Genomic DNA, 13,440 nt, shown 5'->3' with positions numbered 1-13,440 from the left:
CCGCGAAAACTATTTACAAAGATTCCAGGACGGGGGATGGCTTTCGCGTACGAGTCCGCCCCCACAGAACATCATTTTTCCGGGCTGTGGATAACTCAGTCTTTCCTGATTTTTACCGGACGCTTCCAGCCTTCGATGTTGCGTTGGCGGGCGCGAGCCACGCCGAGTTGTTCAGCGGGCACGTTCTGCGTGATGGTCGAACCGGCTGCAGTCGTCGCACCGTCAAAGATATCCACAGGCGCAACCAGTGAGTTGTTAGAACCAATGAACACGTCTGCACCCAACGTGGTCTTGTGCTTGTTGGCCCCATCGTAATTGCAGGTAATCGTCCCGGCACCTATGTTGGTACGTGCGCCGACCTCGGCATCGCCCAGATAGGTCAGGTGGCCAACCTTGGCACCCTCGCCCAGGTTCGCATTCTTGAGTTCGACAAAGTTACCCACATGTGCTTTGGCACCCAGCACACTGCCAGGGCGAAGGCGTGCAAACGGGCCGGCATCGCTGCCCTCGCCCAGAATTGAACCTTCGATGTGGCTGTTGGCTTTGACGATGACCCCCTTGCGCAGGGTGCTGTCTTTGATGACGCAGTTAGGGCCGATGACCACGTTGTCCTCGATGACTACCTTGCCTTCAAGGATCACGTTGATGTCGATCAGCACATCGCGGCCGACGCTGACTTCGCCGCGCACATCGAATCGCGCAGGGTCACGCAGGGTCACACCACCTGCCATCAACCGGCGGGCTTCGCGCAGCTGATAATGGCGCTCCAGCTCGGAGAGCTGTTTGCGATCATTGGCACCCTGCACTTCCATTGCGTCGTAAGGCTGCTCTGTAGCAACAATCAGCCCATCATTGACGGCCATGGCGATTACGTCTGTGAGGTAATACTCGCCTTGGGCGTTGTTGTTCGACAGCCGCCCCAGCCAGTCAGCGAGACGCTTGGCAGGCACCGCGAGAATGCCAGTGTTGCCTTCGGTGATTGCCTTCTGTGCATCGTTCGCATCCTTGTGCTCGACAATCGCGCAGACACGATTCTGCTGGTCGCGAACGATGCGGCCGTAGCCGGTGGGGTCGTCCAGAGTAACGGTCAACAGGCCCAGTTGCTGCGGATTGACGAGTTTGAGCAGGCGCGCAAGCGTCTCCACTTCAATCAACGGCACATCGCCATAAAGAATCAACACGGTCTCAGCCGTAAGTGCAGGCAGCGCCTGAGCAACGGCGTGGCCTGTGCCCAGTTGCTTGTCCTGCATCACGAAATTCAGGTCATCGGCTGCCAGCTGTTCACGAACAGCATCCGCACCGTGTCCGATCACGACGTGTATTCCACTTGGGGATAACTGACGTGCGCTGTGGATAACATGACCAAGCATGGAGTTGCCAGCCACAGGATGCAGGACCTTGGGCAAGGCGGAACGCATCCGGGTACCTTGGCCAGCAGCGAGAATAACGATATCGAGAGACATGATAGGACTACCAACTGAGCGGCAACCGGGCCGAAGGCGGGCTGACTTGAAAGAGGAAATCTGAAAAAAGAAAAAGGGTAGCCGAGGCTACCCTTTTTCTCAATCGCGCATCGAATGCAGCGGGGTTAGCCGCCGAACTTCTTGCGAATTTGCTGAACGGTGCGCAGCTGAGCTGCAGCCTCGGCCAGACGAGCAGTTGCAGAGCCGTAGTCGAAATCTGCGCCTTTCTCGTTCAGAGCCTTCTCGGCAGCCAGTACGGCAGCCTGAGCAGAAGCTTCATCCAGGTCGGCAGCACGTTGCACAGTATCGGCAAGCACCTTGACCATGTTCGGCTGAACCTCAAGGAAACCACCGGAGATGTAAAACACCTCGGCTTCCCCACCCTGCTTGATCAAGCGGATCGGGCCCGGCTTCAGATCAGTGATCAGCGGCGCGTGGCCTGGAGCGATACCGAGATCACCCAGGTTGCCGTGCGCAATCACCATCTCGACCAGACCGGAGAAGATTTCCCCTTCCGCGCTGACGATGTCGCAATGGACTGTCATAGCCATTTGCTTGCCTCAACCTAATTAGCGCCCGTTTCCGGGCGCCGGGATTACAGTTTCTTGGCTTTCTCGATCGCTTCTTCGATGCCGCCGACCATGTAGAACGCTTGTTCTGGCAGGTGGTCGTAGTCACCGTTGAGGATGCCTTTGAAGCCAGCAATGGTGTCTTTCAGGGAAACGTATTTACCCGAAGCACCGGTGAAGACTTCTGCCACGAAGAAAGGCTGGGACAGGAAGCGCTGGATCTTACGAGCACGGTTAACCAACTGTTTGTCGGTCTCCGACAGCTCGTCCATACCCAGAATCGCGATGATGTCTTTCAGCTCTTTGTAACGCTGCAACACATACTGAACGCCGCGAGCGGTGTCGTAGTGTTCCTGGCCAATGACGTTCGGGTCCAGCTGACGCGAAGTCGAGTCCAGTGGGTCTACCGCAGGGTAGATACCCAGGGAAGCGATATCACGGGACAGTACGACGGTGGCGTCCAAGTGGGCAAACGTGGTCGCAGGCGACGGGTCAGTCAAGTCGTCCGCTGGTACGTATACGGCCTGGATCGAGGTGATCGAACCATTCTTGGTGGAAGTGATGCGCTCTTGCAGAGTGCCCATCTCTTCAGCCAGAGTCGGCTGGTAACCTACTGCGGAAGGCATACGGCCCAGCAGTGCGGATACTTCGGTACCGGCCAGGGTGTAACGATAGATGTTGTCGACGAACAGCAGAACGTCGTTACCTTCGTCACGGAACTTCTCGGCCATGGTCAGGCCGGTCAGTGCTACGCGCAGACGGTTACCCGGCGGCTCGTTCATCTGACCGTAAACCAGTGCCACTTTGTCCAGAACGTTGGAATCCTTCATCTCGTGGTAGAAGTCGTTACCCTCACGAGTACGCTCACCCACACCGGCGAACACGGAATAACCGCTGTGCTCGATGGCGATGTTACGGATCAGTTCCATCATGTTTACGGTCTTGCCGACACCGGCACCACCGAACAGACCGACTTTACCGCCTTTGGCGAACGGGCAAACCAGGTCGATAACCTTGATGCCGGTTTCCAGAAGGTCGTTGCCGCCAGCCTGCTCAGCGAAGGACGGTGCAGGACGGTGAATGCCCCAGCGCTCTTCGGTGGCAATCGGGCCAGCTTCGTCGATCGGGTTGCCCAGCACGTCCATGATCCGGCCCAGAGTCGCTTTACCGACCGGTACGGAGATGGCTGCGCCAGAGTCTGTTACTTCCAGACCACGCTTCAAGCCCTCGGTGGAGCCCATCGCAATGGTACGAACCACGCCGTCGCCCAGCTGCTGCTGAACTTCCAGGGTGGTTCCTGCCGCGCTTTGAACTTCCAGCGCGTTGTAGATACTCGGTACGCTATCGCGTGGGAATTCCACGTCGATCACGGCGCCGATGATTTGAACGATACGTCCGCTACTCATTAGCTGGTTCCTCTAATATTTGAACCGTTAAACCGCGGCAGCGCCGCCGACGATTTCCGAGATCTCTTGGGTGATCGCTGCCTGACGCGCCTTGTTGTAGATCAGCTGCAAATCGCTGATCAAATCACCGGCGTTGTCTGTGGCGTTCTTCATCGCGATCATCCGCGCTGCTTGTTCAGCTGCGTTGTTCTCGACCACCGCCTGGTACACCTGCGATTCCACGTAGCGAACCATAAGGCCGTCTAGCAGCTCTTTGGCATCGGGTTCGTAGAGATAGTCCCAGTGGTGCTTGAGCCCTTGATCCGGGGTTGCCACCAGCGGAATCAATTGCTCCACTGTTGGTTGCTGGGTCATGGTGTTGATGAACTTGTTGGATACCACGGACAGGCGATCAATACGGCCATCCAGGTAGGCATCCAGCATCACCTTGACGCTGCCGATCAAGTCGTTGATCGACGGCTCTTCGCCCAGGTGGCTGATCGCAGCGACGACGTTACCGCCGAAGTTGCGGAAAAATGCCGCACCTTTGCTGCCGACCACGCACAGATCGATCTCTACACCGTTTTCACGGTTCACCGCCATGTCCTTGACCAGAGTCTTGAACAGGTTGGTATTCAATCCACCACACAGACCACGGTCACTGCTCACTACGACATAACCGACGCGCTTCACAGGGCGCTCGATCATGAACGGGTGGCGGTACTCCGGGTTGGCGTTTGCCAGATGACCAATCACCTGGCGAATGCGCTCCGCGTAAGGACGGCTAGCAGCCATGCGCATTTGAGCCTTGCGCATTTTGCTGACCGCCACTTTTTCCATGGCGCTGGTGATCTTTTGCGTGCTTTTGATGCTCGCAATCTTGCTGCGAATCTCTTTTGCGCCTGCCATGTAACACCTATCAGGTTAGCAAGCGGGAGCCTTGCGGCCCCCGCTGCGGCTTACCAGGTTTGGGTGGCCTTGAACTTCTCGATGCCGGCTTTCATGCCAGAATCGATTTCGTCATTGAAGTCACCCTTCACGTTGATCTTCGCCATCAAATCGGCGTGATCGCGGTTGAAGTAAGCAATCAGCGCTTGTTCAAAGCTGCCAATCTTGGCGATTTCGACGTCAGTCAGGAACCCACGCTCAGCGGCATACAGCGACAGCGCCATGTCAGCGATCGACATTGGTGCGTATTGCTTCTGCTTCATCAGCTCGGTAACGCGCTGACCATGCTCAAGTTGCTTGCGGGTCGCCTCGTCCAGGTCAGAAGCAAACTGGGCGAATGCCGCCAGTTCACGGTACTGAGCCAGAGCGGTACGGATACCACCGGAAAGCTTCTTGATGATCTTGGTCTGAGCGGCACCACCCACACGGGATACCGAAACACCGGCGTTCACAGCCGGACGGATGCCGGAGTTGAACATGGCCGATTCCAGGAAGATCTGACCGTCGGTGATGGAAATCACGTTGGTCGGAACGAACGCGGAAACGTCGCCAGCCTGGGTTTCGATGATCGGCAGTGCGGTCAGCGAGCCGGTTTTGCCGGTCACTGCGCCATTGGTGAACTTCTCTACGTACTCTTCGGAAACACGCGATGCGCGCTCCAGCAGACGGGAGTGGAGATAGAACACGTCGCCTGGGTAAGCTTCACGGCCTGGTGGACGGCGCAGCAGCAGGGAAATCTGGCGGTAAGCCACTGCTTGCTTGGACAGATCGTCATAAACGATCAGCGCGTCTTCACCGCGGTCGCGGAAGAACTCGCCCATGGTGCAACCCGAGTACGGTGCAAGGAATTGCAGCGCAGCGGATTCGGAAGCACTTGCAGCCACGACGATGGTGTTAGCCAGTGCGCCGTTTTCTTCGAGCTTGCGAACAACGTTGGCGATGGTCGATTGCTTCTGACCGATTGCTACGTAGACGCAGAAGATGCCGCTGTTCTTCTGGTTGATGATTGCGTCGATGGCCAGAGCGGTTTTACCGATCTGACGGTCACCGATGATCAGCTCACGCTGGCCACGGCCGACAGGAATCATGGCATCGACAGCCTTGTAGCCAGTCTGTACAGGCTGGTCTACCGACTTACGCCAGATCACGCCTGGAGCAACTTTCTCGACCGCATCGGTCTCGGTGTTGTTCAGCGGACCTTTGCCGTCAACTGGGTTACCCAGTGCATCGACAACGCGACCCAGCAGTTCCTTACCAACCGGAACTTCGAGGATGCGGCCGGTGCACTTGGCGCTCATGCCTTCAGCCAGAGTCGTGTAAGCGCCCAGTACAACGGCACCCACGGAGTCTTGCTCAAGGTTCAGCGCCATACCGTAGACGCCGCCCGGAAACTCGATCATCTCGCCGTACATTACGTCGGCCAGACCGTGAATCCGCACGATACCGTCAGACACGCTGACGACTGTGCCTTCGTTACGGGCTTGGGAGGTTACATCGAGCTTGTCGATGCGACCCTTGATGATTTCACTTATTTCGGAAGGATTGAGTTGCTGCATTGCTCTGCTGCCCCTTCAAACTCAAGATTTCAATGCTTCGGCTAGTTTCGCGATCTTGCCACGAACTGAGCCATCGATAACCAGGTCGCCGGCGCGGATTACGACACCCCCTATGAGAGAGGCATCCTCCGCAGCATGCAGGCGCACTTCCCGGCCGAGCCGTGCACTGAGAACCTTGGCGAGTTTGTCTTGCTGTTCTTGGTTCAATGCGAAAGCACTGGTGACATCCACATCGACCGATTTTTCCTGCTCGGCCTTGTACAGGTCGAACAGTTCGGCGATCTCCGGCAGAAGCGGGAGGCGGTCGTTTTCAGCAACGACGTGAATGAAATTCTGTGCCTTGGCATCGAACTTTTCGCCACACACTTCAATAAAAGTGGTGGCCTTTTGTGCGCTCGTCAGTCGCGGGGCCTTGAGCATGCGCTGCATGGTGTCGTCTTGCGACACCGCAGCAGCCAGGCCGAGCATGGCTGACCAATTGGCCAGCTGCTGGTGGGCCTGCGCGTGCTCGAAGGCCGCCTTCGCGTAAGGTCGGGCCAACGTGGTCAGTTCTGCCATGATCGCCCTCGCTTAAATTTCAGCAGCCAGTTTGTTAACCAGCTCCGCGTGCGCGTTTTGATCGATTGTGGCACCCAGGATCTTCTCTGCGCCATTGACTGCCAGGCTGCCCAACTGGGCGCGCAAGGCGTCTTTGACACCGTTCAGTTCCTGCTCGATCTCGGCCTGAGCCTGGGCCTTCACACGGTCAGCTTCAACGCGTGCCGTTTCACGGGCTTCGTCGACGATCTGAGTACCGCGTTTCTTGGCTTGCTCAATGATTTCAGCTGCTTGAGCCTTAGCTTCGCGCAGTTGTTGACCCGCTTTTTCTTGGGCCAGCTCCAGGTCGCGAGCTGCTCGGGAAGCAGCGTCCAGTCCATCCGCGATCTTCTTCTGACGTTCGTGCAAAGCCGCGATGACCGGAGGCCACACGAACTTCATGCAGAAAATCACAAAAATGAAGAACGCAACGGACTGCCCAATCAGGGTTGCATTAATGTTCACGCCAACACCTCGCTCGTTCGTTGTCCATCACACCAATCAACTCGAAAATTCGAGTGATCAGCCAGCGAGTTGACCAACGAAGGGGTTCGCAAAGGTGAAGAACAGAGCGATACCAACACCGATCATGGTCACGGCGTCGAGCAGGCCCGCAACGATGAACATTTTAACTTGCAGCATTGGAACCATTTCCGGCTGACGCGCAGCGCCTTCCAGGAATTTGCCGCCCAACAGGCCGAAACCGATTGCAGTACCCAGTGCGCCCAGGCCGATCAACAGTGCAACAGCGATAGCGGTTAGACCAACTACAGTTTCCATCTTTCCTCCCGACTTTTACGTCGTATTGGTTAGGTTTTTTTAATTGAAGCGGTAAAACAAAATCGTTTCTACATCAGCCCTTGCGGGCACCGCCCCGCCGATGGCGAGACGGTCATCAGACACGTCCTGAGACGAATCTCAATGGTTATCTTCGTGAGCCATCGACAGGTAGACGATGGTCAGCATCATGAAGATGAACGCTTGCAGGGTGATGATCAGGATGTGGAAAACAGCCCACGCCCACTGCAGCACTACACCCAGACCGCTGAGCCACAACAGACCGCTGCCGAACATCACGGCGATCAGAATGAAGACCAGCTCGCCAGCATACATGTTGCCGAACAGACGCAGAGCCAGAGAAATAGGCTTGGCGATCAGCGTCACGAATTCCAGCAGGAAGTTGACCGGGATCAACAGCGCCTGAACGAACAGGTTCTTGCTGCCGAACGGGTGAAGGGTCAGTTCGCCGATGAAACCGCCGATGCCCTTGACCTTGATGCTGTAGAAAATGATCAGTGCGAACACAGACAGGGCCATGCCCAGCGTGGCGTTCGGGTCAGTAGTCGGAACGGCACGGAACGGAATGTGCTCGTCGCCCGAAATCAGCATCGCCAGCTGCGGAATCCAGTCCACCGGTACCAGGTCGACCGCGTTCATCAGGAAAACCCAGACGAAAATGGTCAGCGCCAGTGGTGCGATAACCGCGCTGCGGCCGTGGAAGCTGTCTTTCACGCTGCCGTCGACGAAATCGACCAGAACTTCGACGAAGTTCTGCAGTGCGCCAGGCTGACCGGAAGTTGCCTTCTTGGCCGCCATGCGGAAGATCAGAACGAAAATCAGACCCAACGCAACCGACCAGCCGAGGGTATCGACGTGGAAGGCCCAGAAACCCATTTCCTTGGCTTCTGCTGCGGTGTGGGCAAAGCCCCATTCGCCATTGGGCAGGTGCCCGAATGTAAGGTTCTGCAAGTGGTGCTGGATATAGCCCGAAGCTGTTTGCTCTGCCATGGTTGCCTCAAACGCCCTAAGGTCTCGAAAGTCTTGTTCTCGTAAGCAGGGGAGCGAACCAGTTGACCACCTGGATCAACATGAACACACCGAATACCGCCAGCGGTGCCAGTGGCTTCACACCTGCGAACGTCAATGCAAAAAGCACTGCCGTGAAAATCAGTTTGCCTGCCTCGCCGGCGTAGAACGACCGCACGATGGCTTGCGCTGCTCTGGCCCCGGAAAACCGGAATGCCTTGTGAGCAAAGTATAAATTGGGTAGCCAGGCTATCAGGCCTCCACAGAGTCCCGAATATCCTGCAACGACTCCTTGCCACTGCCATAGCACCAATGCGGCCATGAGCAGCACGATCAATTGAGCCAGCAATAGCGGAAAAACCGCCAGGCGATAGAACGGCAAGCGGTCTGGCATGCGGGATTCCATCGCAACTGCTCCTTTGATGTCGGTCGCCATAATCAATAACTTGGCATAATTTGTGCCGACAAAATGCGCGCAGAGTATAGGGGCGGTTCAGCCCCTATTCAACAGTCGGGTAGTGATTTCCGACTATACGCTACAGAGCAATTGTTTCAGCGGATGTGAGCGAGCACTCCTTGCAGCTCATCCAGCGAGTTGTATCGGATGACCAATTGGCCTTTGCCCTTCTGTCCGTGGCGAATCTGCACCGCAGAGCCTAAACGCTCGGCCAGACGCTGTTCGAGGCGGCTGATATCAGGGTCGGCCTTGACTGGTTCGGCAGCCTCCGGCTTACCGCTCAGCCACTGCCTGACCAGTGCTTCAGTCTGGCGCACGGTAAGCCCGCGTGCGACAACATGTCGCGCACCTTCGACCTGCCGATCTTCGCTCAGACCGAGCAAGGCGCGTGCATGCCCCATTTCCAGGTCGCCGTGGGACAGCATGGTCTTGATGGCTTCAGGCAAGGCAATCAGGCGCAACAGGTTGGCCACACTGACACGCGACTTGCCGACGGCATCCGCCACCTGCTGCTGGGTCAGTTGAAACTCCTGCTGCAAGCGCTGTAGCGCCATGGCCTCCTCGATAGGGTTGAGGTCTTCGCGCTGAATGTTCTCGATCAACGCCATCGCAATCGCGGTCTCGTCCGGAACATCACGGACCATCGCCGGGATTGTCTCGACACCTGCCTGCTGGCTGGCACGCCAACGGCGTTCACCGGCAATGATTTCAAAGCGGTTGTCGCCGATGGGCCGAATCACGATCGGCTGCATCACACCTTGTAACTTGATCGACTGCGCCAGTTCTTCGAGCGCCTGAGGATCCATGTCGCGGCGCGGCTGATACTTGCCGCGCTGGATAAGGTCCAGCGGCACATGCTGCAACTCACTTGGCGGAGCCTTGACGGCCTGCTCTTCCAGCGAAGTGACGGTTGGACTGCTCAGAAGTGCGTCCAACCCACGTCCGAGACCTCGTTTCTTGACGGCCATGGGAATTCCTTAGGTTGGCTGAGCGGTTTTTGCGCCGCGACGTTGACGACGAACCAGTTCACTTGCCAGGGCCAGATAGGCCAGCGCACCGCGAGACGATTTATCATACGCCAGCACCGGCATGCCGAAACTCGGCGCCTCGGCCAGACGGATGTTTCTCGGGATCACGGTGTCGTACAACTGCTCGCCGAAATGTTCCTTGAGCTGCGCCGAAACGTCGTTGATCAGGCTCAGCCGCGGATCATACATGGTGCGCAGCAGGCCTTCGATTTTCAGCTGCGGGTTGAGCAGTTCAGCAATACGCTTGATGTTATCCACAAGGTCGCTGAGACCTTCGAGTGCAAAGTACTCGCACTGCATGGGGATAATTACGCCGTCTGCGGCGACCAGCGCGTTCAGGGTCAGCATCGACAGCGAAGGTGGGCAGTCGATGAGAATGTAATCGTAATTTTCGCGGATCGGAGCCAGCGCATTGCGCAGACGACTCTCTTTCATCTGCATTTCCAGCAGAACCACTTCACCCGCCGTCAGATCACGGTTGGCCGGAAGCAGTTGATACCCGCCGTGTTCGGAAAACTGCATGGCCTCGCCCAGATCGCATTCGCCGATCAACAGGTCATAGACCGAGTTTTCCAGATTATGTTTATCCACACCGCTGCCCATGGTCGCATTGCCCTGGGGATCGAGATCGATCAACAGCACACGGCGTTTGGTCGCGACCAGCGACGCAGCGAGGTTGATGCATGTGGTGGTCTTGCCGACCCCACCTTTCTGGTTCGCTATCGCGAATACCTTAGCCATTCTTGCTTGTGTTCCCCGTCATGCCGTGCGGCGCAGTATCAGCAGATGGCGTTGGCCTTGGCAACCCGGAACGGTCAAGGCTTGTGCGCTATCGAGGTGAAAATCCGAGGGCAATGCTACCAGCTCATCGTCAGGATGCAGCCCTTTCATTGCCAGCCAGCGTGTATTGACGTCGCCCATGTGACGCGTCCAGCCGGTGAAGTCTTCCAGGCTGCTGAATGCACGGGAGATGATCCCGTCGAAAGGCACTTCGGGCTGATAACTTTCTGCACGGCTGTGGATAACTTCAAGATTGTCCAGTTTCAGCTCCAGTTTGACCTGTGTCTGAAACCGGGTCTTCTTGCCGTTGCTGTCCAGCAGCGCCACTTTGCGCTCCGGAAACAGGATGGCCATGGGAATGCCAGGCATCCCACCGCCGCTGCCGACGTCGATCCAGCGTGTACCTTCGATGAAGGGCACCACACTGAGACTGTCGAGTAGATGCCTCGATACCATTTCGTCCGGGTTACGGACCGCAGTCAGGTTGTAGGCCTTGTTCCACTTGATCAACAACGCCAGATACGCCAGCAATTGCTCGTGCTGCGCCGGACTGAGGTCGATCCCCAATTCCCGGGCACCGGTGGATAACTCTTGGGCGTGTTGCGGGGTGACCATAGAACTCAAGCGCTTTGCTCCAACTGACGGCCCGCGCCGCGTTTTTTCAAATGGATCATCAACAGCGATATCGCTGCAGGCGTGACGCCGGGGATACGCGATGCCTGTCCGAGTGTTTCCGGACGAGTTATCCCCAGCTTGCTTTGGATTTCTTTCGACAGGCCGGAGATTGCGGCGTAATCGATGTCTTCCGGCAGACGCGTGTCTTCACTGGCGCGCAGACGGGCGATTTCGTCCTGCTGGCGGTCAATGTAACCGGCGTATTTTGTCTTGATCTCGACCTGCTCGGCTACCTGAGGGTCAGTGCAGCCCTGCCCGGTAATGGCAATCAGACTGGCATAGTCGATTTCCGGACGGGTCAGCAGGTTGAGCAAATTGTATTCGTGGGTCAGTGGCGTGCCGAAGTGTGCAGCAATCGCATCGCCCTGCTCGGTACCGGGACGTACCCAGGTACTTTTCAAACGCTGCTCTTCCAGCTCGATGCTTTCACGCTTGGTGCAGAACGCAGCCCAGCGGGCGTCGTCGACCAGGCCCAGTTCGCGGCCTTTTTCGGTGAGTCGCAAATCAGCGTTGTCTTCGCGCAGGATCAAACGGTATTCGGCCCTGGAGGTGAACATCCGGTAAGGCTCTTGCGTACCGAGCGTGATCAGGTCGTCGACCAGAACGCCGATGTACGCTTCATCGCGACGCGGGCACCAGCTGTCTCGACCCTGTGCGCGCAGCGCGGCATTGGTCCCGGCCAGCAAACCCTGGGCACCGGCCTCTTCATAACCGGTCGTGCCGTTGATCTGGCCTGCGAAGAACAGACCGCCGATGACCTTGGTTTCCAGGCTGTATTTCAGATCACGCGGGTCGAAATAGTCATATTCGATGGCGTAACCAGGACGAACGATGTGTGCATTCTCCATGCCGCGAATCGACCGGACGATCTGCAGTTGCACATCGAATGGCAACGACGTGGAGATACCGTTCGGGTACAGCTCGTGCGTGGTCAATCCTTCCGGCTCGATGAAGACCTGATGGCTTTCCTTGTCGGCAAACCGGTGGATCTTGTCTTCGATCGACGGGCAGTAACGCGGACCAATACCTTCGATCACGCCCGAATACATCGGCGAGCGATCGAGGTTGGACGCAATGATTTCGTGAGTCCGCGCGTTGGTGTGCGTAATCCAGCAACTGACCTGCGGCGGATGCTGTTCCTTGTTGCCCAGGAACGACATGACCGGAATCGGTGTGTCACCTGGTTGCTCGGTCATCACCGAAAAATCCACAGAACGTCCGTCAATCCGTGGCGGGGTCCCGGTTTTCAGGCGGCCGACGCGCAGCGGCAGTTCACGCAGTCTTTGCGCCAGTGCGATCGAAGGAGGATCACCTGCCCGACCGCCCGAATAATTTTGCATACCGATGTGGATAAGTCCGCCAAGGAACGTACCTGTGGTCAACACCACTGAATCGGCAAATATGCGCATACCCATCTGGGTCACGACGCCGCGCACTTGATCCTGTTCAACGATCAGGTCATCGCAGGCTTGCTGAAATATCCACAGGTTCGGCTGATTTTCCAGGGTTTCGCGGATGGCTGCCTTGTACAGCACGCGATCTGCCTGAGCACGAGTAGCCCGTACAGCCGGGCCCTTGCGACTGTTCAGCACACGGAACTGGATGCCACCCTTGTCAGTAGCCATGGCCATCGCACCGCCAAGGGCGTCAATTTCCTTGACCAGGTGACTTTTGCCAATGCCACCGATGGCCGGGTTGCAGCTCATCTGGCCGAGCGTTTCCACGTTGTGGGTCAGCAGCAGGGTTTTGACACCCATGCGCGCCGACGCCAGTGCGGCCTCGGTACCGGCATGACCGCCACCGATGACGATCACTTCAAAACGGGAAGGGAAATCCACCACGCACCTCGTGCCTGTTGTCGATGAGAAATTGGGATAGCTGACAAGTATAGGGACTTACCCCACCTGAATGAAACCCGTTGGACAAAATTTAACCAGCTGTGGAAAACTCACGAATAAAGAAAATAAAAAGGAAAGAAAGTTTATAAAGCCTTGTTTTTATGTTTATTCTTACTGAGCATGATTTCTGTGGATATATCTCTACAAGCCTTTATATTCAATATGTACAGAGAATCAAAAGTCTGTGTTCATGTAGGGATGAGGGGTTTGGATAACTGACTTGAGCCTGTTGATAAGATAGCCACTTGTCCACAGGGCAGTTTATCTTCAGGTTTGCACCCTGCTTACCCACCGAGCTG

At 56.8% G+C, this 13,440-nt stretch carries 14 protein-coding genes; all 14 read right to left on the bottom strand.

The window, feature by feature from the left end:
- Positions 1–95: 95 nt before the first annotated feature.
- The 14 genes from glmU to mnmG all read right to left on the bottom strand — a co-directional run bounded on the left by glmU (position 96) and on the right by mnmG (position 13,081).
- Positions 96–1,463: a bifunctional UDP-N-acetylglucosamine diphosphorylase/glucosamine-1-phosphate N-acetyltransferase GlmU gene (gene glmU, locus RYB66_RS08455; protein ID WP_316885132.1), complete on the bottom strand. Its 1,368-nt coding sequence runs from the start codon at positions 1,461–1,463 to the stop codon at positions 96–98.
- 125 nt (positions 1,464–1,588) lie between these two features.
- The gene (locus RYB66_RS08450; RefSeq protein ID WP_002555981.1) at positions 1,589–2,014 is read right to left on the bottom strand and encodes a F0F1 ATP synthase subunit epsilon; all 426 of its coding nucleotides are present in this window, start codon (positions 2,012–2,014) and stop codon (positions 1,589–1,591) included.
- 44 nt (positions 2,015–2,058) lie between these two features.
- Entirely contained in the window at positions 2,059–3,438 is a 1,380-nt protein-coding gene (atpD, locus tag RYB66_RS08445) for a F0F1 ATP synthase subunit beta (protein WP_002555982.1), read from the bottom strand.
- 27 nt (positions 3,439–3,465) lie between these two features.
- Positions 3,466–4,326 (bottom strand): F0F1 ATP synthase subunit gamma, encoded by an 861-nt coding sequence (gene atpG, locus RYB66_RS08440; RefSeq protein WP_003367855.1) that lies wholly within the window; start codon positions 4,324–4,326, stop codon positions 3,466–3,468.
- Positions 4,327–4,376: 50 nt separating this feature from the next.
- Positions 4,377–5,921, bottom strand: coding sequence for a F0F1 ATP synthase subunit alpha (gene atpA / locus RYB66_RS08435; RefSeq protein WP_002555984.1), 1,545 nt, complete (start codon positions 5,919–5,921; stop codon positions 4,377–4,379).
- A gap of 21 nt (positions 5,922–5,942) precedes the next feature.
- Positions 5,943–6,479 (bottom strand): F0F1 ATP synthase subunit delta, encoded by a 537-nt coding sequence (locus RYB66_RS08430; RefSeq protein WP_003315956.1) that lies wholly within the window; start codon positions 6,477–6,479, stop codon positions 5,943–5,945.
- Positions 6,480–6,491: 12 nt separating this feature from the next.
- Entirely contained in the window at positions 6,492–6,962 is a 471-nt protein-coding gene (locus RYB66_RS08425) for a F0F1 ATP synthase subunit B (RefSeq protein ID WP_002555986.1), read from the bottom strand.
- A gap of 57 nt (positions 6,963–7,019) precedes the next feature.
- Positions 7,020–7,277 carry a F0F1 ATP synthase subunit C gene (gene atpE / locus RYB66_RS08420; protein ID WP_002555987.1) on the bottom strand — a complete coding sequence of 86 codons (258 nt, stop codon included), beginning with the start codon at positions 7,275–7,277 and terminating at the stop codon, positions 7,020–7,022.
- 138 nt (positions 7,278–7,415) lie between these two features.
- The gene (gene atpB / locus RYB66_RS08415; RefSeq protein WP_002555988.1) at positions 7,416–8,285 is read right to left on the bottom strand and encodes a F0F1 ATP synthase subunit A; all 870 of its coding nucleotides are present in this window, start codon (positions 8,283–8,285) and stop codon (positions 7,416–7,418) included.
- 16 nt (positions 8,286–8,301) lie between these two features.
- On the bottom strand, positions 8,302–8,709 hold the full coding sequence (locus tag RYB66_RS08410) for a F0F1 ATP synthase subunit I (RefSeq protein ID WP_002555989.1): 408 nt from the start codon (positions 8,707–8,709) through the stop codon (positions 8,302–8,304).
- 146 nt (positions 8,710–8,855) lie between these two features.
- A complete protein-coding gene (locus RYB66_RS08405; protein WP_010199618.1) occupies positions 8,856–9,728 on the bottom strand; it encodes a ParB/RepB/Spo0J family partition protein in 873 nt (290 codons plus the stop codon).
- 9 nt (positions 9,729–9,737) lie between these two features.
- Positions 9,738–10,529, bottom strand: coding sequence for a ParA family protein (locus RYB66_RS08400; protein ID WP_002555991.1), 792 nt, complete (start codon positions 10,527–10,529; stop codon positions 9,738–9,740).
- Positions 10,530–10,547: 18 nt separating this feature from the next.
- Complete coding sequence (gene rsmG / locus RYB66_RS08395) at positions 10,548–11,192, bottom strand: 16S rRNA (guanine(527)-N(7))-methyltransferase RsmG (RefSeq protein ID WP_005744951.1); 645 nt, start codon at positions 11,190–11,192, stop codon at positions 10,548–10,550.
- A complete protein-coding gene (gene mnmG, locus RYB66_RS08390; protein WP_005781343.1) occupies positions 11,189–13,081 on the bottom strand; it encodes a tRNA uridine-5-carboxymethylaminomethyl(34) synthesis enzyme MnmG in 1,893 nt (630 codons plus the stop codon). The genes rsmG and mnmG overlap by 4 nt, the downstream gene beginning before the upstream one ends.
- Between the last annotated feature and the right edge of the window lie 359 nt (positions 13,082–13,440).

It is taken from the genome of Pseudomonas syringae group sp. 243L2 (assembly GCF_032587875.1).
In the GTDB taxonomy this organism is placed as follows: domain Bacteria; phylum Pseudomonadota; class Gammaproteobacteria; order Pseudomonadales; family Pseudomonadaceae; genus Aquipseudomonas; species Aquipseudomonas amygdali.
The sequence above is the reverse complement of the archived record's forward strand: the minus strand, read 5'-3'. Positions and strand labels throughout refer to the sequence as shown.

What these genes read in the sequence shown, in the direction of transcription:
- atpE (WP_002555987.1), bottom strand. Translation starts at nt 7,277, where the DNA reads ATGGAAACTGTAGTTGGTCTAACCGCTATCGCTGTTGCACTGTTGATC.
- atpA (WP_002555984.1), bottom strand. Translation starts at nt 5,921, where the DNA reads ATGCAGCAACTCAATCCTTCCGAAATAAGTGAAATCATCAAGGGTCGC.
- RYB66_RS08405 (WP_010199618.1), bottom strand. Translation starts at nt 9,728, where the DNA reads ATGGCCGTCAAGAAACGAGGTCTCGGACGTGGGTTGGACGCACTTCTG.
- atpB (WP_002555988.1), bottom strand. Translation starts at nt 8,285, where the DNA reads ATGGCAGAGCAAACAGCTTCGGGCTATATCCAGCACCACTTGCAGAAC.
- atpD (WP_002555982.1), bottom strand. Translation starts at nt 3,438, where the DNA reads ATGAGTAGCGGACGTATCGTTCAAATCATCGGCGCCGTGATCGACGTG.
- RYB66_RS08400 (WP_002555991.1), bottom strand. Translation starts at nt 10,529, where the DNA reads ATGGCTAAGGTATTCGCGATAGCGAACCAGAAAGGTGGGGTCGGCAAG.
- RYB66_RS08430 (WP_003315956.1), bottom strand. Translation starts at nt 6,479, where the DNA reads ATGGCAGAACTGACCACGTTGGCCCGACCTTACGCGAAGGCGGCCTTC.
- RYB66_RS08450 (WP_002555981.1), bottom strand. Translation starts at nt 2,014, where the DNA reads ATGGCTATGACAGTCCATTGCGACATCGTCAGCGCGGAAGGGGAAATC.
- atpG (WP_003367855.1), bottom strand. Translation starts at nt 4,326, where the DNA reads ATGGCAGGCGCAAAAGAGATTCGCAGCAAGATTGCGAGCATCAAAAGC.
- glmU (WP_316885132.1), bottom strand. Translation starts at nt 1,463, where the DNA reads ATGTCTCTCGATATCGTTATTCTCGCTGCTGGCCAAGGTACCCGGATG.
- RYB66_RS08410 (WP_002555989.1), bottom strand. Translation starts at nt 8,709, where the DNA reads ATGGAATCCCGCATGCCAGACCGCTTGCCGTTCTATCGCCTGGCGGTT.